Raw genomic sequence first — 22,257 nt, forward strand, 5'->3', positions numbered from 1 at the left:
GTCATCCCTCCTCCGTGGAGGAGTCGAAGCGGTAACCCACACCCCAGACGGTCTGGATCAGTCTGGGGTTGGCCGGGTCCTCCTCGATCTTGGTCCGAAGCCGTCGCGCGTGGACGGTCACGGTGGACAGGTCGCCGAACTCCCAGTCCCATACCTCTTGCAGGAGCTGCTCCCGGCTGACGGCCCGTCCCGGATTGCGCATCAGGTAGACGAGGAGGTCGAACTCCCGCAGGGTGAGGGCGAGTTCCTTGCCGCCCTGGACGGCTCGGCGGGCGGCCGGGTCGACCACGAGGTCAGCGGCCCTCAGGAGGGTTCCGGTTCCGGGCTCGCCCGCGACGGCCGCACGGCGGCGCAGTACGGCCGCCACCCTCAGGACGAGTTCGCGCGGACTGAAGGGCTTGGTGACGTAGTCGTCGGCGCCGACCTCCAGGCCGAGCACACGGTCCTCCTCGTCTCCCCGCGCCGTGAGCATGATGACGGCGGGCGCCGGTGAGGCCTCGCGCAGGCCGCGGCACACGTCGATGCCGTCCAGTCCGGGAAGCATCAGGTCCAGGACGACGAGGTCGGGCCGACCGCTCGCGGCGCACGCCAGGGCCTCGTGTCCGTCGGCGGCGGTGTCGACGACGAAGCCGGCGTTCTTCAGATAGCCGGTGACGACTTCGGTGACCGTCGGGTCGTCGTCGACGACGAGGATCCGGCGTGGTGGTTCGGGGTGCATGCGGTCAGCCTCGCACGCCGCTCAGGCCGCGTCACGGACGGTCCGGGATCGTCCGGCTCGGAAACGGGCGGTGCCCCGGCCGTCCTGCGCAAGCCATCCGTACGCCTTCCGTAAGCCGTGGATGCCTACGGGACCGTGCCGATGTTCGGGTGGTGGCCGGGCCGCCCGCCGGGGAGCGGTCGCTCACGCCTCCTTGCGCGTGCCGCGCGGACCGGAGGCGCCGCCGAGGACGTTGTCGATGTGGGCCGCGAGGGAGGACCGCAGGCCCTCGGGCGTCATCTTCCGGTCGTCGATCAGGTGCGCCACGAGGTCGGCGCGGATGGCGGCCAGCAGGGCGTGGGCGGTGAAGTCCGCGTCGTGGACGCCGGGCACCTGGCCCAGTGCCGTACGGAGGGTTTCGTGCCACCAGCCGTAGTGCTCGGCCTGGTAGGGGCTGCTGAGGCCGGCGTCCTCGGCGGCCGACATCAGGCGCCGGTTCTCGATCTTGAAACGCAGTGAGGCGTCGAGGAGGTCCAGCACCCGCTGCCGCGGGGAGGACCCGGCCGCGTCCTGCGCCTCCTGCACGGCCTGCCGCAGGGGTTCGAGGCGGGAGGCGATCACGGCGCCGATCAGGCCGGCGCGGTCGCCGAAGCGGCGGAACAGGGTGCCCTTGCCCACGCCCGCGGCCGCGGCGATGTCGTCCATCGACACGCCGTGGGGGCTGCTGCTGGCGGCGAAGAGGGCGTCGGCGGCAGCCAGCACGGCCTCTCGGTTGCGCAGGGCGTCCGCACGCTCCGGGCGCTGGGTCACAGGTCCTCCTCTTGGGCGTCGGGCCAGTCGAAGATACGCGCTGCCGCCGGACGGAGGGCGCCCGGGTGGCGGCGCGCGGCGAGTTCGAGCTCGTGCACGGTCCCGCGCCGCAACGGTGGATCGTCACCGCACATCACCTGCCGCGCGGCACTTCCCGTTCGGCGAAGGCGCGGAACGTGCCCGGTGGGCGGCCGGTGAGGCGCTGGACGGTGTCCGAGGTGCGGTCCTCGGCCCCTTCCGCGATGGCGCGGTCCATCCAGGCCAGCATGGTGGCGAACTCCAGCGGTATCTCGGCCGCCCAGCGGTCCCGCAGCTGCTCGAAGGTCAGCTGCCGGTGCACCACGGGCCGCCCGGTGACCTCGGCGATGGTCGCGGCGACCTCGGCGTAGCTCAGCGTCTGCGGCCCGGTCAGGATCAGGTCGGTGTTGGGGGCCTGGTCGTCCGTCAGGGCGCGTACGGCGACGGCGGCGATGTCCTCGGCGTCGATGAACCCGACGCGGCCCTCTCCCGAGGCCGACATGATGGCGCCCTCGTCGCGGATGCTGCGGGCGTGGGGGGCGGCGTCGGCGAAGTTCTGCATGAACCAGGAGGGCCGCAGCACCGCCCACTGTTCGAACAGGCCGGGCAGGGCCTGGTGGACCTGGCCCACCGCCGGACCGCCCGCGGGGATCGCCGACGAGCTGAGCAGCACCGCGCGGCGCACGCCCGCCGCGCGGGCCCGGCGGAGGAAGGGCAGCATGACCGCGGCCGGGTCCGACGAGCCGATGGGCGGGACGAGGTAGGCGCGGTCGACGCCGTCGAGGGCCTCGTCCCAGGTCGCGGGATCGTTCCAGTCGAAGCGGACGGCCTCGGCGCCTGCCACCGGGGTGGCGTTCCGGCCGGCGGCCCTGACGCGGTGGCCCTCGGCGATCAGCCCGGCGGTGACCCGGCGGCCGGTGGTGCCGGTGGCCCCGATGACCAGGGTGGCGGCGGGGGTTTTCATCGGTTCGCTCCTGCGAAGTCGGCGCCGGGCCGGGACACGGCGAGCGGGTTCCAGTAGTCGCGGTAGGAGGTGATGCGACCGTCCTTGGCCGTGACCACGGCGATGTACGTCATGTCGTAGGGGGTGCCGGTCTCCACCAGGCGGCCGACCCCGCGCATCTCCACCACGATCGTCTCGGCGACGGTGGTCTGGTGGATCTTCACGTCGGGGAAGTCGTGGACGTCGACGTGGTCGGGGTAGTGGCGCATGTAGTCGCCGACCGCGGCCTTGCCGTCGAGGCGCGGGGGCCACCCTTCGGGTGCGAAGGGGAACTCGAGGACGCCGTCTTCGTGCCACAGCTCCACCCAGGCGGGGATGTCCTTCTCCAGCAGCAGCTGCAGACCGTGGCGGTACAACTCCGAGGCGGTCATGGACATGGTCACGATCGAGGCTTCCGTTCTGCTCGGGCACGGAAGAAAAGCGGACCGATAGTCCGTATAGGTGAGAGCGTACGGACCGCCGGTCCGCTTCGCAAGCATCGGTCTGCGCGCTTCTCGGCAAAGCCCTGGGGCGGAGGGCGTGGAGCGTGCGCACGGGGGGAATGACGTCCGTGTCGTTTGCCGGAAATCCGACTGTTGGGGGACTGATGGACGTCGAACTCGCCGATGCGGTCGAGGTGATCAGGGCGGAGCTGATGGAGGCGGCCGCGCGTGGCGCGGGCAGTGGCGTCGAGTTCAAAGTGGGCCCGATCGAGATGGAGTTCGCCCTGGAGATGCGGGTGGACGCCACCGCTCGGGCCGGCTTCAAGGCGTGGGTGGTGAGCGCGGAGGCCGGGGGCGGCGCGGCCAGGGCCACCACCCAGCGGGTGAAGTTCACCGTGACCCCGCAGGCGGCCGGCGGAGGGGACCTGCTCATCGCCGGTTCGGCCGGGCGGGCCGAAGGGCCGGGAGCGACCGCCGGGTACATCGAACCCTGCGCCTGACCGGGGACCGCACCGCCTTCAACCAGCATCGGGCCCGGCTGACGGGGTCCGCGCCGCAAGGGGGAGTGGATGGACAGGGAACGGATCGTCGGCGTACGCCGCACGGGCGGAAGTCCTGGTTCCGGATATCTGGTCGGGCCGGACCTCGTCCTCACCTCGGCCCATGTGGTGGGCCCGGCGGGCGACGAGGCGAACCTCTTCCTACCGGGCCGCTCCGGGAGTTTCCGCGGACGAGTGGTGTGGCGCGGCACCCCTGGCGGACGGGACGACGCGGCCCTCGTCCAGGTGACCTCCGCCACCTGGGTGCCGGCCGCGGGCCGGCCGGTCCGCTGGGGACACCTGGTGACGGACAGTCAGAGCGCTCCCTGTCGCGCCTGGGGCCTGCCCGACGCCTTCCAGCAAGCGGAGTACGCCGAGACCGCGCAGCCGACCGGGCGCATCAATCCCGGCGACCGGATGGTCGGCAACCGGTACGTGATGAACCTGGACGATCCGCTGGACGCAGTCCCCGACGCGGCCGGCTCGCCCTGGGGCGGCCTGTCGGGAGCCGCACTGTTCAGCGGCGATCTGCTCGTCGGCGTGATCGCCCAGCACCCGGCGAAACACCGCCGTCGGCAGCTGGAGGCCGTCCCGGCCTACGTCCTCATGCACAACGGGGACTTCCGCGCCGCGCTGGACGCGCACACGGGTCCGCCCCCGGGCCACGCACGGGGGTGGGCCGAACGGCTGCTGCCGGTCGAATGGCAGAGGCTCGCCGACACCGGCGCCCTCGCCGCCGCCGGAGGCCGACCCTCCGCCTCACCTGCCGCTCTGCTGCTCGCCCGGAACGCCGTGGTGCCGTTCCGGGGCCGGACGGAACTGCTGGACCAGCTGACCGCCTGGGCCCGGCAGCCGGGATTCGGCGCGACCCTGGTCCACGGCCCGGGAGGCCAGGGCAAGACCCGCCTGGCCCACCACCTCGGATCCCTGCTGGGCGCACGGGGCCACGTCGTCCTGTGGCCCGGGGTGCGTGCGCGGGAGGCGGACCTGGAAGCGCTCAAGGACTCGGCGCGCCCCCTGCTCCTCGTCGTGGACTACGCCGAGACCCGCATCGAACAGCTCGCCGCGCTCCTGGACGCGGCGGCCGCCCGGGTCACCGACAAGCCGTTCAAACTCCTGCTGTTGGCCCGGACCGCGGAATCGTGGTGGGAGGAGCTCGCGGCCTCCAGCCAGACGGCCGAGACCCTCCTCGAAGGGGCGCGCACCGCCCTGCTCCCCGTCCTGGAAGACAGCGAGGAGGGCCGACGGGCTGCCTACCGGGAAGCCGTCGGCGCACTGGCGGGCGCCCTGCCCCGCGTGCCCGGGCAGCAGGAGCACGACTGGGCGGTGATCTCCGCCGGACTCCCGGACCCCGCCGCGGGCCGCCTCGGCGACGGCTCGGCCCTCACCCTGCACATGACCGCACTCGCCGATCTCCTGGACACCGCCGACCCGCCAGGCCCCGACCCGGGACCAGCCCGGCAGCAAGCGGACGGTGTGGAGGACCGCCTGCTCCGCCACGAAACCCGGTACTGGAAAGGGTCCGCGGTCGCCGCGGGGCTCCTGGGCCGCGCCGAAGCCGCGCTGCCCCCGGCCCTGACCGACAGCCTGACCGCCGCGTTCCTGCTCGGGGCCCATGACCGCTCCGAAGCGGACACCCTGTTGGGCCGGATCCCGGCGCTCGGCAGTGCCGATCGCGCCCACGGCTGGCTGGCCGGCCTGTACCCGCCCGAATTCGCCGGACAGCCCTGGGGCAGCCTGCAACCGGACCGGCTCGCCGAGCGCTTCGTCGGACGCAGGCTCGCGGCGAACCCGGAGCTCGCGGACCGGCTCATGGTGCTCTGCACCGACCGGCAGGCCGCCCAGCTCGTCACGGTGTACGCCAGGGCCGCCGCACACCCGGTGTTCCGCGGCGCGCTCGACGCCGGTCTGACCGCCCTCTGTTCACGCCACGAGGACGTCCTCACCGTACCGGCGATGCGTACCGCCACCCGGACCGAGCGGCCCGGTCCCCTCCTGGCCGCCCTGTGGGAGATCGCCGATCGCCCCGGCCGCGACCTCGGGGCCCTCCTCTCCCTGTCCCTGCAGATACCGGGACCCAGCGAGGTACTGGCCCCCTGGTCGGCCCACGTCGCGCATCTGGTCGTGCTGGAGTACCAGCGCAGCGCCCCCGTCATTCCCGTGCCGGCCGGGGCGAGGACCGGAACCCGAACGGGATTCATCGGTCCTTCGGTGCTGTCCGATGCCGATGCCGGCTCACCCGGCAGCACGGTGGTCCGCATGCCGACCGACGTCCTCGGATATCTGCGGGCGCTGGGCGTACTGAGCCACCGGCTCGATAGCGCAGGGCAGTCCGTCGAGGCGGCAGAGGTGGGTTTGGAGGCCCTGCGGTTCGCCTGGGCGGCCTTCAAAGCGGTGACCAGCGTGGACAACACCGGGCCGGACGCTGACTGGCGGCAGAGCATCGACCTGTTGGCGGAGGTCGCCGACACCATGCTGGATCACGCCGTACGCGCAGAGCTGACCGGCCGGGACCAGGAAGCCCTTCCCCTGGCCGAGCCGGCCGTATGGCTGCTGCGGCGGCTGAACGAGGAACTGGCCGATCACGTTCACGACGGTCCGCGCCGGCTCGCGCTCGCTCTCGGCCGGCTTGCGGTGATCCGGGCCGCCGCCGGGCAGCGTGAACAGGCATTGGCCGACATGGCGGAGAGCAACCGGTTGCTGCGCGACAGGATGCGGCCGGACGAGGCGGACAGCGTGTACGCCCTGGCGGTCGGGCTGAGCGCCCAGGCCTCCCTGCTGTCCCGATTCGGCAGCCGGAACACCGCGCGGCAGGTGGCCGGGGAGGCTGTGGCACTGCACCGGGCAGCAGCCGAGCAGGAACCCGACGCCTACCGGCACGGACTGGTCACCGCGCTCTCGCAGCTCGCCGACATCCTGCACGCCGCAATGGCGTGGGACGAGGCCGCCACCGTCAGGGAGGAGGCGGTGGCCCATGCCCGGCACCTGATGGCCGCCCGCCCTGCCGCGTACGCTCCCGTGCTCGCCGCCCAGTTGACCGGCCAGGCCTCGCAACTGGGCCAGTCCGGCCACCACCAGGAGGCGTTCACGACACTGGAGGAGGCCGTGGGCCTCCTCCGGGAGGCATACCGGACGCACCCGGAGCGGTACGCGGCCGAGCTGGCCGCCTGTCTGCACACCCAGGGCACGCGCCTGAACGCTGCGGGGGTGGCGGACCCGGCCCGGGCCGCCCTGGAGGAGGCGGTCGGCCTCTGGCGGCCGCTGGCCCGTGAGGCGCCGACCCAGTACGGCATGGCCCTGGCCCAGAGCCTGGTCGGCCTCGGCCACGCCCTACAGCTGTCGGGCCGGGCACCCGAAGGAGCCCGGTGGGTCCGCAAGGGCCTCGCACTGCTCCGCAGGCACGAGCGGACCCACCCGGACGATGCAGCGTGGCCGCTGGCCGCCGCGCTGACCATGTGGGCGGTGGTGCTTTCGCAGCTGGCTCAGCACGGGGAGGCTCTGGCCGCCGCCACCGAGGCAGTGGTGCGCTACCGGCGGCTCGTGGACGGGCAGTCGGCCGCGGGGGAGTCCGCCGGCCTGGCGCTCGCGGGCCTGGCCAACACACTCATCACCCAATGCGCGCAGTACGCCGCGCTCGACCGCTATCCGGAGGCTTTGCAGGCCACGACCGAGGCGGCCGACCTCCTCGATGAACTGGCGGCCGCCGAGCCCCTCACGTTCCTGCCGCTGTGGGCGACGGCCGAGGCCAACCGCGGGATCGGTCTGCTGGTGCTCGGCAGCGCGGCGGAAGGGATCGCCGCCCTGGAGGCCGCGGCGGAGGCCCGATGGCTCCTGGCCGCCGCCGAACCGGCTCTCCATCTGGCGCCCCTCGCGGTGAACCTGACACAGCTCGCCGGCGCGTACGAGGCGAACGGCCGACGCGACGAGGCGCGCAGTGCGGCACAGGAAGCGATACAGGTGTACGAGCAGTTGGTGCCCCATGTACCGCAGGGATATTACGACGAGGAACTGCAGCTCAACCGCCAGATTCGCGCCAGAATGGAATGAACTGACGCATTGCCACCCTTGCACTCCGCTACGGAAGAAGGGCGGTCAGCCATGACCGGGAAAGACGCGTTCGAACTCGTAGCCCAGCCCCGCGCGCTGACGGTGACGGCAGGTTCGACCGCCGCGGCGACGATACGCATCACGGGCACGGACCCCGCCGGGGTGCACGTTTCGGTGCTCTCGACCCATCCGCTGGTCAGCGTCCGCATCGGCGCGATGGACGCGCAGGGCAAGGCGCCGATGTCGATCGGTACGTCGCGCCGGACCCCGCCCGGTCTCTACCGCCTGACCGTGGTGGGAACAGGAGGCGCCGCCTCCGGCCACAGCGACGCGGTCACGCTCCGCGTCGTCGGCACACGTGACCTGGCGGGCCTGGTGACGGGTCTGCTCCGGTGGCTGGCGCCCGGCCCGCGCACCCGCCCCATGCCCCTGATCGTCCCCAGCCGCACACCGGGGTCCCGGCCCAAGTCCCCCACCGCGTAGGGCAGGCGTCAGCGTTTCACAAGGGCGCTCAGGCCCCCGTGCGGGCTCGGTTGCGGGTGTCATGGGCGCATGAGACTGCGTGTCCCTCTTCCGAGGTTTTCCGGCCGGCTCCACGATGCCCGTACGGCGACCGCGACGGGCCGCCTGCTGGGCGCGGCCGCGGTCGGCGCCGTCACCCTCGCGACGGTCGCCAGTCCTTCACCCCGCTCGGACGTTACGGAACCCGCAGGTACGCGGCCGGTTCCCGGGCGCGGACGTAAGGGTTTCGTCACCGGTGGGGATGTGGTGCCGCCTGCCTCCACCGCGTTGAATGCGTGGGACGAGTCCACGAGGGAGAGGTACGACAGTGCGCAACACGAGGCGGCGGGGCCGGTTGCTGGTCGGAGCGGTGATCGCGGTCGCGGTGGTGCTCGGCGCGGGGCTGTACTGGTTCCAGCCGTGGAAGCTGTGGCAGAACGAGACGGTGCGCGAGGCACTGCCCGCCGCGACGGGCTCGGCCCGGCCGGGAGCGGGCTCCGCTCCGTCGGCCGCGGCCGGTCCGCGGACGGTCGCCTCGGGCGAGCTGATCAGCCACGAGCACGCGACGACCGGGTCGGTGAAGATCGTCCGGCTGCCCGACGGCTCCCACACACTGCGCCTGGAGAACCTCGACACCAGCAACGGGCCCGATCTGCGGGTGCTGTTGAGCGACGCGCCGGTCAAGGAGGGCGTGGCGGGCTGGCGGGTATTCGACGACGGCAAGTACGTCACCCTGGGCAAGCTCAAGGGAAACAAGGGCGATCAGAACTACGAGCTGCCTTCCGGCATCGACCTTTCCCAGTACACCAGCGTGAGCATCTGGTGCGACCGCTTCGACGTCTCGTTCGGAGCCGCAGCCCTCGCGAAGGCGTGATCAACCCCGGATGAAGGCCATCTCGGGTTCCTCGCGGGACACGTATCCCACGTCGGGATGGAACTGGTGCGATGCGTAAGGCGAACCCGGGATGCCGACGACCTCTGCCACGAAGCCGCGCTCATCGATCTGCAGCAGTCGCTGACGCGCGTCGGCCACGTGCTCGAAGTACCAAGGAAGGACTTCTTGGCGCAGCCACGACGCATGGCAGATCTTTTCGTTGTTCAGGGGGAAAATGACAGGGCGGATGAACGTCTCCCGGACGGTCTGAGCGATGTCGGCGAATACGGAAAGGCTGTCGTCCGGGTCCGCGCACCGGTGAAGGAGCAGAACTTCCTTCACGAGTCCGTCGAAGAGCGCTGTGAACCGCTGCTGGAAGCGTGCGGGCGAAGGGTGATCGGCACCGTGGAACTCTGTCGCCAGGTCGACACATGGGCGCCGCCACGGATCTTCGTGGAGGGAGAAGCCGAGCGTCTCCTCGACTTCGGAGGGGATGAACCGGGGGTTCACATTGAGGCCGGCCACGGCCATCAGGGGATCCTCGATGATTCCGGTGAGCAGATCCGCCACCAGAACGACCCGTGCCTCGTCCGTCAGAGCGGTGGAATCCTTCGTGTGGATGCCCTGCAGGTCCGTCAGGTCCCGTTCCGTGCAATCCACGAAGGACGAGAAGTACTCTCGGACGTTCTCGGCCTGGTCAAAGTTCCCCTTCTCCGCATTGTGCGCGAAGGGCCACCTGTTCAGATCGTGCCACCAGGTCAACTTGCCGAGCCGTGCGCGGTCCAAGCCGCTCATCATGGAGCAGAGCTTCTTGGCTACGGAGGCCACTCTCTGGACGTGCCAGATCCGTGCGAAAACCGGCACCCGGGGATCGGCCTCCTCGCCATAAGTGGTGGCGAAACCCGTGACGTAACGGAGGCGTGCGACCCGGCGATACGTGTCTTCGTGTGTCGCGGAGGTGATCGGTGGAACGCGCTTGGACGTCACTCGGGACCGCCCGTGGGCTGGTCCTCGAGCAGCTGTCGGGCCTTGATGGACCATGCGCTCTGCCAGGCCCTCTCGAAGCCGACCGATTTCAGGACGGGAAGGTACCTGCCGGACGCCGCATGAAGGATCGTGTTGTATTCGAGATCCGATACATCCGCGAAGATCTCGATGCATCCCGTCTTCGCGTCGAAGGAGACGGCGTCGCGGCTCACGTCGAGGAACGCGGCCAAGCGTCCGCAGAAGTCGTCGGCAGCGTCGGTGTCATCCGCCTCGGCCATGCGACGCTTCCCGCACCTGGCCCGTTGCGGCGCGGGGCACGAACAGGGGATGCAGCGGTCGGTGAATACATCCGTGCGCCAGGTACCCAGTTGCTCGCGCGCGGAGCGGACAAGAGCCAGGGCACACGAGCTGTGTCGGTAGACCGGGTACCCGGCTGCTTTGGCCGCCGCGAGCAGTTCCTTCCATCCTGCCCGATCGAACACTTCCCGCTGGTCCGGTTTCGCCTCGGCGCATGACGGCAGGTGGGCGAGCACGCGCGGGTCGTCCGAAGGAACGCCGGGCCCCAGCCTCATCCCCGCGACGACGGAAGCCCGCACGCCGGCGTCGCGAAGGCGGTGGACCACCGTGTGATAGTCGGCCAGGGGGTGGGAGAGTTCACGGACGAACGGACGCCAGAAGTGGACGGCGGACTGCCGGCGAGAGGCGCTGACCAGGCGGGCGTTCCTGAGAGTGGTTTCGAAGTCGGCGATCCGTCCCCGCTCCAGTTCGATCCCCTGGTCCCTGGCGAACGACTGGCTGAAGAACCACACGATGGGCCATTCCAGCGCGTCGAGTTCGGCAACCAGGCTTTCACTCACCGCGGCTTTGGTGATGAGTACGGTCGGCCTCGGCGGGATGAGTTGGGACAACTCCTCGATGGTGGCGACGATCATCGCTGCGTTGTCTTTGGTCATCGCCATGTCGGTGTAGTTTCCGAAGCACAGCGGTGTGGGGTCGTCCAGGGGGTCGATGAGCGTGGCGCGGCGCCCGTTCAAGTAGCCGTGGAGCTCCTGGGCCATGCGCTGCGGAGTCACCCTCATCCGGGGCTTGGTCGCGCGAAGGCCCAGGGTGCCGAGGTAGCAGTAGCCGCAGTCGGCCGGACAGCCGACCACGGGGTCCATGCTGATCCACGTGTCGTGTTCGGCGATCAACGGTGGTGTTTGCTGTGGTTCCCCCACGGGACCGGTCACCTCCACAGGTTGAGGAACGCCGAACGCAGGGCCTCGTATCCCGCAGGGCGGGCCGCGACATCGTCTATGTGATCCGAGTTCCTCCAGTGGAAATCGAAGGTCTCCTGAAGGAGGGTCGCACTGTGGAGACCCGACGAATCGAATTGAAGCTCGAAGGAATCGAACAGCAGAGTTTCCCGTTTCGTCCGCCGCGTGCGAAAGTACGGTTCGAAGAAGGCCGCCTGGTCGGTGAGGAGGATGGTGGCCCCCACCCCGAAGCGGCACAGTCTGACTTCGATCAGGGAGCCGAATTCCTCGCGCAGCGCACGGTAGCCGCGTATGCTCTCCTCCGATTTTCGGAGCAGGATCGCACTCAACGGCTGCTCGATGTCACCGGTCGCCTCGTAGGCCTTCGAAAGGCCGTAGTATTCAGGAGCGTGGGGATTGCAGATGGCGACCATCACGCCGGCTCCGGTGGCAAGTACGTCACGGATCTCGCTGTTGAAGGCGCCTCGTGCGGAGAGGTACGACTGACCGGTTTCGGCAAGCAGGCGGACCGTGGAAATCTTGGCCGCAGATTCGCGCAGTGCTGCCTTCTTGGCCTCGTTCCGTTTCTGGTTGACGAGGCGTTCCGAGCCGCGGGTGGGGACGAATGCCGCCCGGCAGTGGAGCGTGGAGGCCAGTACCTGCGGAGCGGTCGAGATCCATGTTCCGGCCGGCTTCTTCCCGGAGAGGCTCTGCCGGAGGGCGCAGATCGTGTAAATGAGCGATGCCGCGTCCGGCTCCTCGTCCCCGGCCATCGCACCGCTCGTCCACCGGGTTCTCTTGAGGCATTCCCGAAGCAGGAACCACCTGTACATGACGAGCGCGCCGGGTCGTGTCATCTGGGGGAAGGCCTGAAACATCACCTGATGCCAGATGTCGAGACACCTCATCAGGCGGTTGCCCTTCTCCGCCCTCTTACCGAGATTCAACTCGTCCCGCAGGAGGAACTCCACCGACTCAAGCAGGGCGGACCGGTCCAGGGCGCCGTCACCGCCGTCGACTCGTGGGGTCGCACGGAACAGGAGATCGATTTCAAACCGGGCGAAATCCTCGAAGACGTGCCCTCGGCGGCCGCTGCCGAAGTCGATGAAGTGCACATCGGAATGCACCGAGTCGACCAGAATGTTGGCGAACCGGACATCACCGTGCAGGAGGCGGTCGTCGTGCACCGGCGCGATCCTGACGGAGGCGATGCTCTCTTCCCACCACTCGTGGAATCCGATGAGTTCCGGCAGGTCGGGGCAGAACGAGCGGGCCGTGTTGAGGGCCGCCAGGATCCCCGTCTCCCATTGGACGGGTGGAAGGTACTTGATCAGGGGAGCCGCGCTGACGGTGGAGGCGTCGGACGGACCGTCCGCCAATGTTGCCGCGATGGTCCGGAAGCACTCTCGGACGGTCGGTTCCGAAGGTGATTCATCGCGGTTCGCGTTCCATAAATATGCCTGGACGAGCCGCTCGACGTCGCTGAAGTTGTCGAGCTCCTCAAACGATTTACCGCCGATGTAGCGGTATGCGATCGCCGCCCACAACACCGGCCGATCGTCGACCTCCACCTCGATGGGGCCGTGAACGCCATCGAGCCCGTGCGCCGTCAGCCAGGGGTCGCCCCCGGTGTAGTTCTGCCGGTGACCGTGCTCCGCTTCGATTTCCTGAACGGGTCCGGCCTTGAGGACTATGGGTTCGAGATGGTCCGTCCAGATCAACGCCACAAGGGACCCCGAGTATCCGCCCGGCAGCAGGCGCACCAGGTGATCACCCGTCACAGTGGCATCACCTGTACGAGTAGCCTCAAAAGCGCTCCTGACGAGTCTTCTGACGTCGCCCGTGGACACCTGTGAGTGCCGCCCGATGATGCGCAACAGACCCCCCTGTGACATCGGCGAAGCCAATTGACATGCGACGGGCTCCGTCGGTCAGCCTACCCATGGACGACGGGTGTGTCAGCAGGGCGAAAAGATCGTTGAGTCGGTAGGCAACTCCCGCCCACGGGTGGGCTGTCAGCCTGTAAAACTGAACGAATGGAGACTCTCGCCGCCGCCGGTTTAGCGATCTTCGGAACCCTGGCCGGCGCAGTGGCACATCATCTGCTCCAGAGCCGTGTGGCGCATCGCGCGGAGGTTTTCGCCCGCTCCGAGCGGCTCCGGCAGGACCGCATGGTGGCGTACGGCGATTTCGCCAAGGCGATCATGAGCTACCGGAGGGCGGAGTTCGTTCGCTGGGAACAGCTCCGCGCCCATTCTCCTGAGCCCGATGTGCGAGAGGCGAGATCCGAGGCGCATCTCTGTCGGACAGTCGCCTGGCATGCCATGTTCCGGCTGCAACTGCTGGCTGATGACCCGGGTTTGATCAGCCTGGCGAACCGGTTGCTGGACATCACATCCGATCTCCACCACGCGGAGGACGGCGAGGATCTGCAGCGCCGCGGCTCACTCGTCCGGGAGGAACTCGCCCGGCTCATGGGCATGGCCGCCGACGGTCTTCGGTAGTCGCTCATCCGGAGGGCTGCGGAGGGCCGCGGAGGGCTCGGCTGCGACGTGGGGTCAGGCGGCGGGCTTGCCGGGCTGGTCGTGCGTCGAGCAGTGGATGCCGCCGCCCCCCGAGGCGATCGTGTCGATCGCGACGGGCACGATGTCCCGCTTGGGGAAGTGTTCCTGGAGGATGCCGCGGGCTTGGTCGTCGGCCTTGCGGTCCCCGAACTTGGGCATGAAGACGGCGTCGTTGGCGATGTAGAAGTTGGCGTAGGTCGATACGAAGTCGTCGCCGTCGCCCGTGATCCTGTTCAGGTCGGGCTGTGGCAGGTCGATGACCTCGAAACGCCGGCCGCGGGCGTCCGTCGCCTTCGACAGGACGGACTTCGCCTGGTCGGCGGAGCGGGACCAGGAGTCCGGCGGGGTGCTGGGGTGCGCGCGGTCCAGCAGGACCACACCGGGTGCGGCGAAGCGCACCAGGCTGTCCACGTGGGCGTCCGTGATGTCCTCGCCGCGCACACCGGCCAGCCACACCACCTTCTCGACGCCCAGGGTCTGCTTGAGCTCGGCCTCGATCGTGTCCCTGTTCTTGCCCCGGTTGCGGTTGTCGTTGACGATCGAGCTCTCGGTGATCAGCAGGGTGCCCTCGCCGTCGGGCTCGAAGGATCCGCCCTCCGCGACGAGGGGGGCCTGGACCCGGGGGATCCCGTACTTCTGGAGCAGGCTGCGGCCGACCGCCCCGTCGTTCTTGTGCTCCTGCTTGCTGCCCCAGCCGTTGAAGTTGAAGTCGACCCCGACGACCTTGCCGCCCTCCTCGACGAAGACGGGGACGGTGTCGCGGGCCCACAGGTCGTCGACGGCCAGCGGGATGACCTCGACCTGAGAGCCGCACGCCCGCTGCGCCGCGTCCGCCTGATCGGGCCGGGCCATCATGACGACCGCCTCGTACTCGCCGATGGCCCGCGCGATCCGCGCGATGTCCTCGCGTACGTAGGGGAGGTCCCTCTCCCAGACCGAGGACAGTGCCGGCCAGGACATGAAGGTACGGGTGTGGCTCTCCCACTCGGCGCCCAGCCGGCGCTTGCCGCCCGCGGAGGCGGGGTGAGTGGGCCCCTCGGTCGCGCCGGCCTGCGCTCCGGCCCCGGAAGGGCCGCAGGCGGCGGAGCCCAGGACGGCCGCGCCGATTCCGGCGAGGGTGCGAAGGACGGTCCGACGGGCGGGGACGAGGAAGGACACGGGGAACTCCGATCGTGGACTGGCGGAAGGGGTGCATCCGGCCAGGGCGGGCGCGGGGGTGTGTCGAAGGACGACGAACCGGTCCCTACGGACAAGGGTGCGCGCTCGCACCGCGAACGGCCGGTATGCGCGGAAGGCGATACGGCCAGGTGTCGCCACTCTGGCACTGACTGGAAATTCAGTCAAACCGCTTCGGATGGGAACCGAGTCGGCCCAATTCCACTCCGATCGCCTCGCGCATCAGGCCGCGGGCGTGCTCCAGGGGGAGCAGTCCGCTGAGCCAGCGGACGCTGAGTCCTTCCAGCAGGGCGGTCAGCCGCTCCGCGGCGGCGGTGACGGTGGCGTGCGGCGCGGCGGGGCAGAGCTCCGCGAGGGGGGCCGCGACCTCCGCCACCCAGGCGGCACCCGCCGCGGCCAATTCGTCCCGCAGCTCGGGATCGAAGACCGCGTGGGCTCGCAGCTCTCCCCACGCCGTGCTGTTCTCGCGCACCTCGGGCAGGTCCTGGAACTCCATCAGTAGGGTCTGCTCCAGGAGCCGGCGCGGATCGTAGGAGCGGGCCGAGGGCCCGCCCTCCAGCGTCGCGGTGTAGCGGTCCGCCCGGTCCCCGATGAAGGCCAGGGCGTGCCGCAGGATGCCGGGCCGGTCCTCGAAGTGGTAGTAGACCAGGGCGGTGGACACGCCGGCCTCGGCCGCCAGGTCCGCCACCCGCAGCCCTCGGACGCCCTGACGTGCGATGACGCGTGCGGCTCCCTCAAGGATGGCCCGTCTGCGGTCGGTCACTGCGTGATCCCTCCAGCCGTGTGCGTCTCGCATTGTCACACATTGACTGAAAGTTTAGTTAGCGGCACGATGCGCCCAGGTCTTTGCCGCATCGTTGAAAGAGCAATCGCATGTCCGAGCAGCTCCCCGGCGTACAGCCCACCACCACGGCGCTGTCCGCCGACGACCCCCACGAGATCGGCGGCTACCGCCTCCACGCCCGTCTCGGCGCCGGCGGCATGGGAGTGGTCTACCTGGCGTACACGCCCGGTGGCCGCCCCGTCGCCCTGAAGGCCGTCCGCAGGGAATTCGCCGCGGATCCCGAGTTCCGCGAGCGTTTCGCCCAGGAGGTGGCCAGCGCCCGCCGGATCCACGGCCTGTTCACGGCCCAGGTGGTCGACTCCGGGGTCGACGACCGTACGCCTTGGCTCGCCACCGCGTACGTGCCCGGCCCCTCGCTCCATGAGGTGGTGCGCCGGCACGGACCGCTGCCGGTGCGCACCGTCCTGCTGCTCGTCGCGGGCATCGCCGAGGCGCTCCAGGCCATCCACCGGGTGGGCGTCGTCCACAGGGACCTCAAGCCGGCCAACGTACTGGTCGCGGGGGACGGCCCCCGGGTGATCGACTTCGGCATCGCGCGCGCCGCCGACGCCGCCGCGCTCACCGGTACGGGCCTGCGGATCGGCACCGCGGCCTTCATGGCGCCCGAACAGGCCCTGGGTCTCCAGGTGACACCGGCCACCGACGTCTTCGCGCTCGGGACGCTGGCCGCCTACGTGGCGAGCGGTGCGACGCCCTTCGGGAACGGGCCGGAGTCCACTGCCCTGTACCGGGTCGTCCACGAACATCCCGACCTCAGCCGCGTGCCGCATGACCTGCACGGACTCATCTCGTGGTGTCTGGCCAAACGCCCCGGGGACCGCCCTGCGACCGTCGACCTGATCGCGTTCGTGCACGCGCACCCGATGGTGGGCCCCCGGCCGGAGTTCACCGACGGCTGGCTGCCCCGCCCGGTCCGGGACGAGGTCGGAGTCCCGGCTGCCCCGCCCGCCCCCACGCCTGCCGGGGTCGACTCCTGGGCCCCGACGGCCCCGGCCGCCTACCCGGATTCGGCCCCGGCGGCGCACGACGTCCCGGCGCCCATGCCCGTCCCGACGCAGGTCGCCCCACCGGCGCCGGTTGCCATGCCCGCCCCCGCGGCGGCGGAGGCCCCTGCCCGGGGGGCCCGCCGCCGTGCGTCCGGACGCGCGGCGCGGGGGCGCCTGCCGGCGGTGGCCCTGGCGGCCGCCGCCACCCTGCTGGCCTGCGCCGGAGCCGTGTACTACCTCGACGATCCGGATCAGGAGGGGGCGGGTCCCGACGCGGGCCCCGCCGTCCGATCGACGCCGCCCACGGCCCCCGCCTTCCTGCCCGGCTACTCGAAGGCCGAGCTCACCGCCCCCGACTCCGGCTACGAGTTCGATCTGAAGGCGGGGAAGGTGGTGGCCGCGGAGACGGCCACCTGGTACCTGGCGCGCGAGGGCCAGGCGTTCGTGCCGTCCGAGGAATCGGACGCCTTCGTCGCCGACGCCGACGCCGGGGAGCTGACCGCGGCCGATTGCGTGCACGGCATGGAAACGCGACCGGCCGCCGCCCTGCCCTTCGGCGTGCTCGCGAAGGAGCGGCCGTTCTGCGTGCGCAGTCCGGACCGGAGCGAGATCGCGATCGTGCGACTGGTCGAGGCGGCGGCCGACGGGCCGGTCACGATCGCCGTGGACCAGTACCGCCGGAGCTGAAGCCCCTCACGCGGGCCCATGGTGCAGAACGCTCGGTGTCGCTCGCGGCTTGACTGAATTTTCAGTTAGCGCAAGGATGCCGAGTCATCCCGCCCGTTCACCCCTCAGGGAGACCCGTGGACATGCCCAGCACCACCCGCCGTCGGCTGCTCCGGTTCGGAGCGGCGGCCCTGCCGCTCACGGCCCTCGGTCCGGCCCTCCCGGCCACCGCGCAGGCGGCCGCCACCCGCGACGCCGCTGCCCCGACCCTGCGCATGCCCGTGGAGACCGACCGCCACCTCCGTACCTACATGGCCTGGCCCGCCCTCTCCTCCGTCTGGGGCGGCAAGCTCGACGCGGTCCGCGGCGACATCGCCGACGTCGCGTACGAGATATCGCGCTTCGAGCCGGTCGTGATGCTGGCGCGCCCCGGTCAGGCCGCAGACGCCCGCTACCGCTGCGGGCGCGGCGCCCACCACGCCATCGACGTCATCGAGATCCCCAACGACGACCTGTGGATCCGCGACTTCGGCCCCACCTTCGTCGTGGGCCCGGGAGCCGTCGCGGGCGTGGACACCCACTTCAACGGCTGGGGCAAGACGGGCACGCCGTACGCCCAGCCGTTCGCCAACGACGCGGCGGCGGCCGGCATCCTCCTCGACGAGTACCAGGTGCCCCGGATCCGGGCGGGATTCGTCGGCGAGGGCGGCTCGCTGGAGACCGACGGCGAGGGAACCCTGCTGGCCACGGTCAGCTCGCTGGTGAACGCCAACCGCAACCCGGGCATGAGCCAGGATCAGGTCGAACAGGCCGTGAAGGCGGCGCTCGGCATCGACAAGGTCATCTGGGTGCCCGGCCTGGCGGGCCAGGACATCACCGACTGCCACATCGACTGCCTGGCCCGTTTCACCGCCCCCGGGCGGGTCATCCTGGACAAGCCCGGAGCCGGCGCGGACCAGAAGTGGATCGCCGTCTACGAGGTGACCAAGCGGGCCCTGGAAAGCGCCACCGACGCCCGCGGCCGCCGCCTCGCCATCACGGAACTCCCCGGCCCCGACCGCCGCCGCATCCGCGGCGGGGGAGCGGAGTTCCTGTCCAGCTACACCAACTACTACACCGCGAACGGCGCGGTCATCGCGCCCCGGTTCGGCGACGGCCATGCCGACGGTGTGGCCTACGCCATCCTGCAGGCCGCCCACCCCGGCCTGCGGGTGGTCCAGATCGGCATCGACAACATCGCCGGCGGGGGCGGCGGCATCCACTGCGCCACCCAGTCGCACCCGGCCGCCCCGCCGGTCGTCTGATGTCCGCCCTGCCCCGTAGGCCGGTGGAACCTCCCATGGCCGGACGGGCGACCCTCGCAGCGGCCCGCACGCCCGGTGACGGGCCGCGTACGCCCGCCCCGGAACGCCCCGGTAAGGTGCGGGTCATGGCGTCTCGCAGCACTCAGATCCTCGAAGCGGCCGCCCGGGTGATCGCCCGGCGCGGGGTCCGCGGGCTGCGCGTGGAAGAACTCGCGGCCGAGGCCGGCGTCTCCACCGCCTTGATCTACTACCACTTCAAGGACCGTACGGGGGTCCTGCGCCAGACCCTCGAATTCATCAACGACCGCGCCGAGCGGTACACCACGGACCGCGACCCGGACGACCCGCCGCTCACCCCTCGGGAAGAGCTGGAGGAAACGCTCCTGCTCGAACTCCAGGACACCGCGGAGGTGCGGGAGAACAGCTCGGCCTGGGGTGAACTGCGGGCGAGCGCCGTCTTCGACGAGGTGCTGCGCGAGGATCTCGCCAGGGCCACCCTGGTGTGGGTCCAGGAGGTCGCCGCGCTGCTGGGCCAGGTCCAGCCGATGGCGCCGGCCTCGTCGCTCGCCGCCGCGGCCGAACGGCTCACCGCCCTGCTGGAAGGGCTCAGCATGCGCTGGCTCAGCGGTGGCACCGGGATCGGTCACGCGCGGGAGCTGATGCGCGGCGCGATCGACGCCGAACTGGCCGGACTCCGGCAGTACTGACCCGGGCGTTTCCGGACACTGATCGACCCCGCACGACCCTGTCCTCCCAGGGGACGGCATCTTTCGCCGCCCCATCTATTGACTGAATTTTCAGTCAATGCCAGAGTGAGGACGCAAGCCGGACCGCGGCCCTGTAGGCCCCGCTCGGGCCCGCCCACGAACCCCGGCCCCGCCCAGGGGCCGCACCCGGCGCCCGCTCTCGTTCCTCGTCTTCCTCGCCGCGCACCCAAGGCCCCCACCTCGCGGTCCGTGCGCCGCGCCCACGCACCCCCCCCCGACGGCGGAGCGCCGGCCTCAGTGGCCCGCCGTACCCGCCTTCCGGAGGAAGGAATGATCATGATGATTTCGACCGGCAGGGGCCTTCGCCCCACCGCCGGGGCGCACTCCCGGTGGGCGGCGTCATGGCCCTGACCCCCACCGAACGCGACCGGCTCCTGCTGTTCACCGCCGCGGAACTGGCCCGGGCCCGACACGCTCGGGGCCTGCGGCTCAACGTTCCGGAGGCGACCGCCGTGATCGCCGACACGGTGTGCGAGGCGGCGCGCGACGGGATCCGCCTCGCCGAAGCCCTCGCACGAGGCCGAAGCGTCCTCGGCCCGGACGATGTCCTGCCGGGCGTCGTCGACATCGTCAGCGAGGTCATGGTCGAGGCGGTGTTCGAGGACGGAACCCGGCTCGCGGTGATCAGCGAGCCCTTCGGGGAGCCGGACCGCGACGACGGCGCACCGGGCGCCGTACTTCCCGCCTCGGACAGCGTCGAGGCACCTGCCCCCGTCCTGACCCTCGCGGTGAGCAACACCGCGGCGGTCCCGGTCAGCGTGACCTCGCACTTCCACTTCTTCGAGGTCAACCCGCGCCTGGACTTCGACCGCGCCGCCGCCTACGGCATGCGCCTGGCCGTCGCGGCCGGTTCGTCCACCCGGTTCGACTCCGGCGCCACCGTGGAGGTGGGCCTCGTCCCCATCGGCGGCGACCGGATCGCGATCGGTTTCGCCGGCCTGGTCGACGGCCCCCTCGATGCCCCCGGCGCGAAGGAAGTAGCCCTGCGCAGGGCCGCGGCCTGCGGCTACCTCGGTGCGGGCACCCCAGAAGGAACCGCGACATGAGCAGACCCACCCGACACGCCGACCACTGCGCACCCGGCAGCCGGCACATCGACCCGCACGAATACGCCACGGTGCACGGCCCGCGCGCCGGTGACCGGGTCCGGCTCGGCGACTCCGGGCTCACCGTCCGGGTCGAGTACGACGCGCAGAAGCCCGGCGACGAGTTCCTCGCCGGCTTCGGCAAGACGGCCCGCGACGGCATGCACCTGAAGGCCGCCGCGGTCCGCGAGACCTGCGACGTCGTGATCAGCAACGTGCTGGTCATCGACGCGGTCCTGGGCATCCGCAAGGTCTCCGTCGGCATCCGCGAGGGCCGTATCCACGCGATCGGCCGGGCCGGCAACCCCGACACCCTCGACGGCGTCGACGTCGTCGTCGGCACCGGCACGACCATGATCTCGGGTGAGGGGCTGATCGCCACCGCCGGCGCCGTGGACACCCACGTCCACCTGCTGTCCCCGCGGATCATGGAGGCCTCCCTCGCGAGCGGCGTGACCACGATCATCGGCCAGGAGATCGGGCCCAGTTGGGGCGTGGGAGTGAACTCGCCCTGGGCCCTCAGGCACGGGTTCAACGCCTTCGACGCCTGGCCGGTCAACATCGGCTTCCTGGCCCGGGGTTCCTCCTCGGACCGGGCCCCGCTGGTGGAGGCGCTGGCCGAGGGCGGCGCCTGCGGGTTCAAGGTCCACGAGGACATGGGCGCCCACAGCCGGGCGCTGGACACGGCCCTGCGGGTGGCCGAGGAGTACGACGTACAGGTCGCCCTGCACAGCGACGGCCTGAACGAGTGCCTGTCCGTCGAGGACACCCTGCGCGTCCTGGACGGCCGGACGATCCACGCCTTCCACATCGAGGGCTGCGGTGGCGGACACGTCCCCAACGTGCTGAAGATGGCGGGCGTGCCGAACGTCATCGGCTCCTCCACCAACCCCACCCTGCCCTTCGGCCGGGACGCGGTCGCCGAGCACTACGGCATGATCGTCTCCGTCCATGCCCTGAAGACCGATCTGCCCGGCGACGCGGCCATGGCCCGCGACCGGATCCGCGCCGGGACCATGGGAGCGGAGGACGTCCTGCACGACCTGGGCGCGATCGCGATCACCTCCTCCGATGCCCAGGGCATGGGCCGGGCGGGCGAGACCATCCGCCGGACCTTCGCCATGGCCGGCAAGATGAAGGCCGAGCTGGGGGCGATGCAAGGGGACGGCGAGGGCGACGACAACGCCCGCGTCCTGCGCTACATGGCCAAGCTGACCATCAACCCCGCCATCGCCCACGGCCTGGCCCACGAGATCGGCTCCATCGAGGTCGGCAAACTCGCCGACATCGTCCTGTGGCGCCCCCAGTTCTTCGGCGCCAAGCCGCAGCTGGTCCTCAAGTCCGGCTTCCCCGCCTACGGCGTCACCGGCGACCCCAACGCCGCCACCGACACCTGCGAACCCCTCGTCCTGGGCCCGCTCTTCGGCGCCCACGGCGCCGCCCCCGCCGACCTCTCGGTGGCCTTCGTCAGCCGCGCCGCGGCCGAGTCCGGCTCCTTCGGGGCCCCGTACGACGCCATGGCCACCCGGCGCCGCCGGGTCGCCGTGCAGGGGACCCGGGGCATCGGCCCCAAGGACATGGTCGGCAACGACCGCCTCGGCGACGTCCACGTGAACCCCCGGACCGGTCTGGTCACGCTCGACGGAGAGCCCCTGCACTCCGAACCGGCGCAGCAGGTCTCCCTGAACCGCCTCTACTTCCTCTGAGGCTCCCCTCCCCGGTGCGCACCAGC

The 22,257-nt window shown here is 70.9% G+C and carries 19 protein-coding genes; 10 read left to right on the forward strand and 9 right to left on the reverse strand.

The annotated features are described in order from the left end of the window. Position 1: 1 nt before the first annotated feature. The 4 genes from ACFWBN_RS13160 to ACFWBN_RS13175 form a co-directional block, all read right to left on the reverse strand. Positions 2-718: a response regulator transcription factor gene (locus ACFWBN_RS13160; protein ID WP_385175264.1), complete on the reverse strand. Its 717-nt coding sequence runs from the start codon at positions 716-718 to the stop codon at positions 2-4. 183 nt (positions 719-901) lie between these two features. Beyond that, positions 902-1,507 (reverse strand): TetR/AcrR family transcriptional regulator, encoded by a 606-nt coding sequence (locus ACFWBN_RS13165; RefSeq protein WP_385175267.1) that lies wholly within the window; start codon positions 1,505-1,507, stop codon positions 902-904. 133 nt (positions 1,508-1,640) lie between these two features. Further along, a complete protein-coding gene (locus tag ACFWBN_RS13170) occupies positions 1,641-2,489 on the reverse strand; it encodes an NmrA family NAD(P)-binding protein (RefSeq protein WP_385175270.1) in 849 nt (282 codons plus the stop codon). Further along, positions 2,486-2,905 (reverse strand): nuclear transport factor 2 family protein, encoded by a 420-nt coding sequence (locus ACFWBN_RS13175; RefSeq protein ID WP_385175619.1) that lies wholly within the window; start codon positions 2,903-2,905, stop codon positions 2,486-2,488. The genes ACFWBN_RS13170 and ACFWBN_RS13175 overlap by 4 nt, the downstream gene beginning before the upstream one ends. Before the next feature lie 209 nt (positions 2,906-3,114). Here ACFWBN_RS13175 and ACFWBN_RS13180 point away from each other — a divergent pair, with 209 nt between their 5' ends. The 4 genes from ACFWBN_RS13180 to ACFWBN_RS13195 all read left to right on the forward strand — a co-directional run bounded on the left by ACFWBN_RS13180 (position 3,115) and on the right by ACFWBN_RS13195 (position 8,911). Next, the gene (locus ACFWBN_RS13180) at positions 3,115-3,450 is read left to right on the forward strand and encodes a trypco2 family protein (RefSeq protein ID WP_385175273.1); all 336 of its coding nucleotides are present in this window, start codon (positions 3,115-3,117) and stop codon (positions 3,448-3,450) included. Between the two features lie 69 nt (positions 3,451-3,519). Next, on the forward strand, positions 3,520-7,536 hold the full coding sequence (locus tag ACFWBN_RS13185) for a trypsin-like peptidase domain-containing protein (RefSeq protein ID WP_385175276.1): 4,017 nt from the start codon (positions 3,520-3,522) through the stop codon (positions 7,534-7,536). Between the two features lie 51 nt (positions 7,537-7,587). Further along, complete coding sequence (locus tag ACFWBN_RS13190; RefSeq protein ID WP_385175279.1) at positions 7,588-8,019, forward strand: hypothetical protein; 432 nt, start codon at positions 7,588-7,590, stop codon at positions 8,017-8,019. Between the two features lie 310 nt (positions 8,020-8,329). Then, a complete protein-coding gene (locus ACFWBN_RS13195; RefSeq protein ID WP_385175281.1) occupies positions 8,330-8,911 on the forward strand; it encodes a DM13 domain-containing protein in 582 nt (193 codons plus the stop codon). Here the strand turns inward: ACFWBN_RS13195 and ACFWBN_RS13200 are convergent, their stop codons facing one another. The 3 genes from ACFWBN_RS13200 to ACFWBN_RS13210 are packed head-to-tail and all read right to left on the reverse strand — an operon-like array spanning position 8,912 to position 12,914. Continuing rightward, positions 8,912-9,898, reverse strand: coding sequence for a hypothetical protein (locus ACFWBN_RS13200; protein ID WP_385175284.1), 987 nt, complete (start codon positions 9,896-9,898; stop codon positions 8,912-8,914). Continuing rightward, positions 9,895-11,088: a hypothetical protein gene (locus tag ACFWBN_RS13205; RefSeq protein ID WP_385175287.1), complete on the reverse strand. Its 1,194-nt coding sequence runs from the start codon at positions 11,086-11,088 to the stop codon at positions 9,895-9,897. Before ACFWBN_RS13205 ends, ACFWBN_RS13200 begins: the two co-directional genes overlap by 4 nt. 35 nt (positions 11,089-11,123) lie before the next feature. Further along, positions 11,124-12,914, reverse strand: coding sequence for a phosphotransferase (locus tag ACFWBN_RS13210; RefSeq protein WP_385175290.1), 1,791 nt, complete (start codon positions 12,912-12,914; stop codon positions 11,124-11,126). Positions 12,915-13,169: 255 nt separating this feature from the next. Between ACFWBN_RS13210 and ACFWBN_RS13215 the strand changes: the two genes are divergently transcribed. Beyond that, positions 13,170-13,637 carry a hypothetical protein gene (locus ACFWBN_RS13215; protein ID WP_385175293.1) on the forward strand — a complete coding sequence of 156 codons (468 nt, stop codon included), beginning with the start codon at positions 13,170-13,172 and terminating at the stop codon, positions 13,635-13,637. Positions 13,638-13,691: 54 nt separating this feature from the next. On the opposite strand, the gene ACFWBN_RS13220 is transcribed toward ACFWBN_RS13215, so the two are convergent. Then, positions 13,692-14,855 (reverse strand): agmatine deiminase family protein, encoded by a 1,164-nt coding sequence (locus tag ACFWBN_RS13220; protein ID WP_385175296.1) that lies wholly within the window; start codon positions 14,853-14,855, stop codon positions 13,692-13,694. Between the two features lie 178 nt (positions 14,856-15,033). Then, the gene (locus ACFWBN_RS13225) at positions 15,034-15,636 is read right to left on the reverse strand and encodes a TetR/AcrR family transcriptional regulator (protein ID WP_385175299.1); all 603 of its coding nucleotides are present in this window, start codon (positions 15,634-15,636) and stop codon (positions 15,034-15,036) included. 110 nt (positions 15,637-15,746) lie between these two features. Between ACFWBN_RS13225 and ACFWBN_RS13230 the strand changes: the two genes are divergently transcribed. From ACFWBN_RS13230 to ACFWBN_RS13250, 5 genes are all read left to right on the forward strand, one after another. After that, positions 15,747-17,390 carry a serine/threonine-protein kinase gene (locus tag ACFWBN_RS13230; protein ID WP_385175302.1) on the forward strand — a complete coding sequence of 548 codons (1,644 nt, stop codon included), beginning with the start codon at positions 15,747-15,749 and terminating at the stop codon, positions 17,388-17,390. A 122-nt stretch (positions 17,391-17,512) separates the two neighbouring features. After that, positions 17,513-18,673: an agmatine deiminase family protein gene (locus tag ACFWBN_RS13235; RefSeq protein WP_385175305.1), complete on the forward strand. Its 1,161-nt coding sequence runs from the start codon at positions 17,513-17,515 to the stop codon at positions 18,671-18,673. 125 nt (positions 18,674-18,798) lie between these two features. Beyond that, positions 18,799-19,380, forward strand: a complete 582-nt coding sequence (locus tag ACFWBN_RS13240; RefSeq protein ID WP_385175308.1) for a TetR/AcrR family transcriptional regulator — start codon at positions 18,799-18,801, stop codon at positions 19,378-19,380. 401 nt (positions 19,381-19,781) lie between these two features. Next, positions 19,782-20,486 (forward strand): urease subunit gamma, encoded by a 705-nt coding sequence (gene ureA, locus ACFWBN_RS13245; RefSeq protein ID WP_385175311.1) that lies wholly within the window; start codon positions 19,782-19,784, stop codon positions 20,484-20,486. Then, the gene (locus tag ACFWBN_RS13250; RefSeq protein WP_385175313.1) at positions 20,483-22,231 is read left to right on the forward strand and encodes an urease subunit alpha; all 1,749 of its coding nucleotides are present in this window, start codon (positions 20,483-20,485) and stop codon (positions 22,229-22,231) included. The genes ureA and ACFWBN_RS13250 overlap by 4 nt, the downstream gene beginning before the upstream one ends. Positions 22,232-22,257 lie beyond the last annotated feature (26 nt).

It is taken from the genome of Streptomyces sp. NPDC059989 (genome assembly GCF_042736975.1).
GTDB lineage: Bacteria > Actinomycetota > Actinomycetes > Streptomycetales > Streptomycetaceae > Streptomyces.

What these genes read in the sequence shown, in the direction of transcription:
- ACFWBN_RS13180 (WP_385175273.1), top strand. Translation starts at nt 3,115, where the DNA reads ATGGACGTCGAACTCGCCGATGCGGTCGAGGTGATCAGGGCGGAGCTG.
- ACFWBN_RS13235 (WP_385175305.1), top strand. Translation starts at nt 17,513, where the DNA reads ATGCCCAGCACCACCCGCCGTCGGCTGCTCCGGTTCGGAGCGGCGGCC.
- ACFWBN_RS13160 (WP_385175264.1), bottom strand. Translation starts at nt 718, where the DNA reads ATGCACCCCGAACCACCACGCCGGATCCTCGTCGTCGACGACGACCCG.
- ACFWBN_RS13240 (WP_385175308.1), top strand. Translation starts at nt 18,799, where the DNA reads ATGGCGTCTCGCAGCACTCAGATCCTCGAAGCGGCCGCCCGGGTGATC.
- ACFWBN_RS13250 (WP_385175313.1), top strand. Translation starts at nt 20,483, where the DNA reads ATGAGCAGACCCACCCGACACGCCGACCACTGCGCACCCGGCAGCCGG.
- ACFWBN_RS13170 (WP_385175270.1), bottom strand. Translation starts at nt 2,489, where the DNA reads ATGAAAACCCCCGCCGCCACCCTGGTCATCGGGGCCACCGGCACCACC.
- ACFWBN_RS13215 (WP_385175293.1), top strand. Translation starts at nt 13,170, where the DNA reads ATGGAGACTCTCGCCGCCGCCGGTTTAGCGATCTTCGGAACCCTGGCC.
- ACFWBN_RS13195 (WP_385175281.1), top strand. Translation starts at nt 8,330, where the DNA reads ATGCGTGGGACGAGTCCACGAGGGAGAGGTACGACAGTGCGCAACACG.
- ACFWBN_RS13175 (WP_385175619.1), bottom strand. Translation starts at nt 2,905, where the DNA reads ATGTCCATGACCGCCTCGGAGTTGTACCGCCACGGTCTGCAGCTGCTG.
- ACFWBN_RS13190 (WP_385175279.1), top strand. Translation starts at nt 7,588, where the DNA reads ATGACCGGGAAAGACGCGTTCGAACTCGTAGCCCAGCCCCGCGCGCTG.
- ureA (WP_385175311.1), top strand. Translation starts at nt 19,782, where the DNA reads ATGGCCCTGACCCCCACCGAACGCGACCGGCTCCTGCTGTTCACCGCC.
- ACFWBN_RS13185 (WP_385175276.1), top strand. Translation starts at nt 3,520, where the DNA reads ATGGACAGGGAACGGATCGTCGGCGTACGCCGCACGGGCGGAAGTCCT.
- ACFWBN_RS13230 (WP_385175302.1), top strand. Translation starts at nt 15,747, where the DNA reads ATGTCCGAGCAGCTCCCCGGCGTACAGCCCACCACCACGGCGCTGTCC.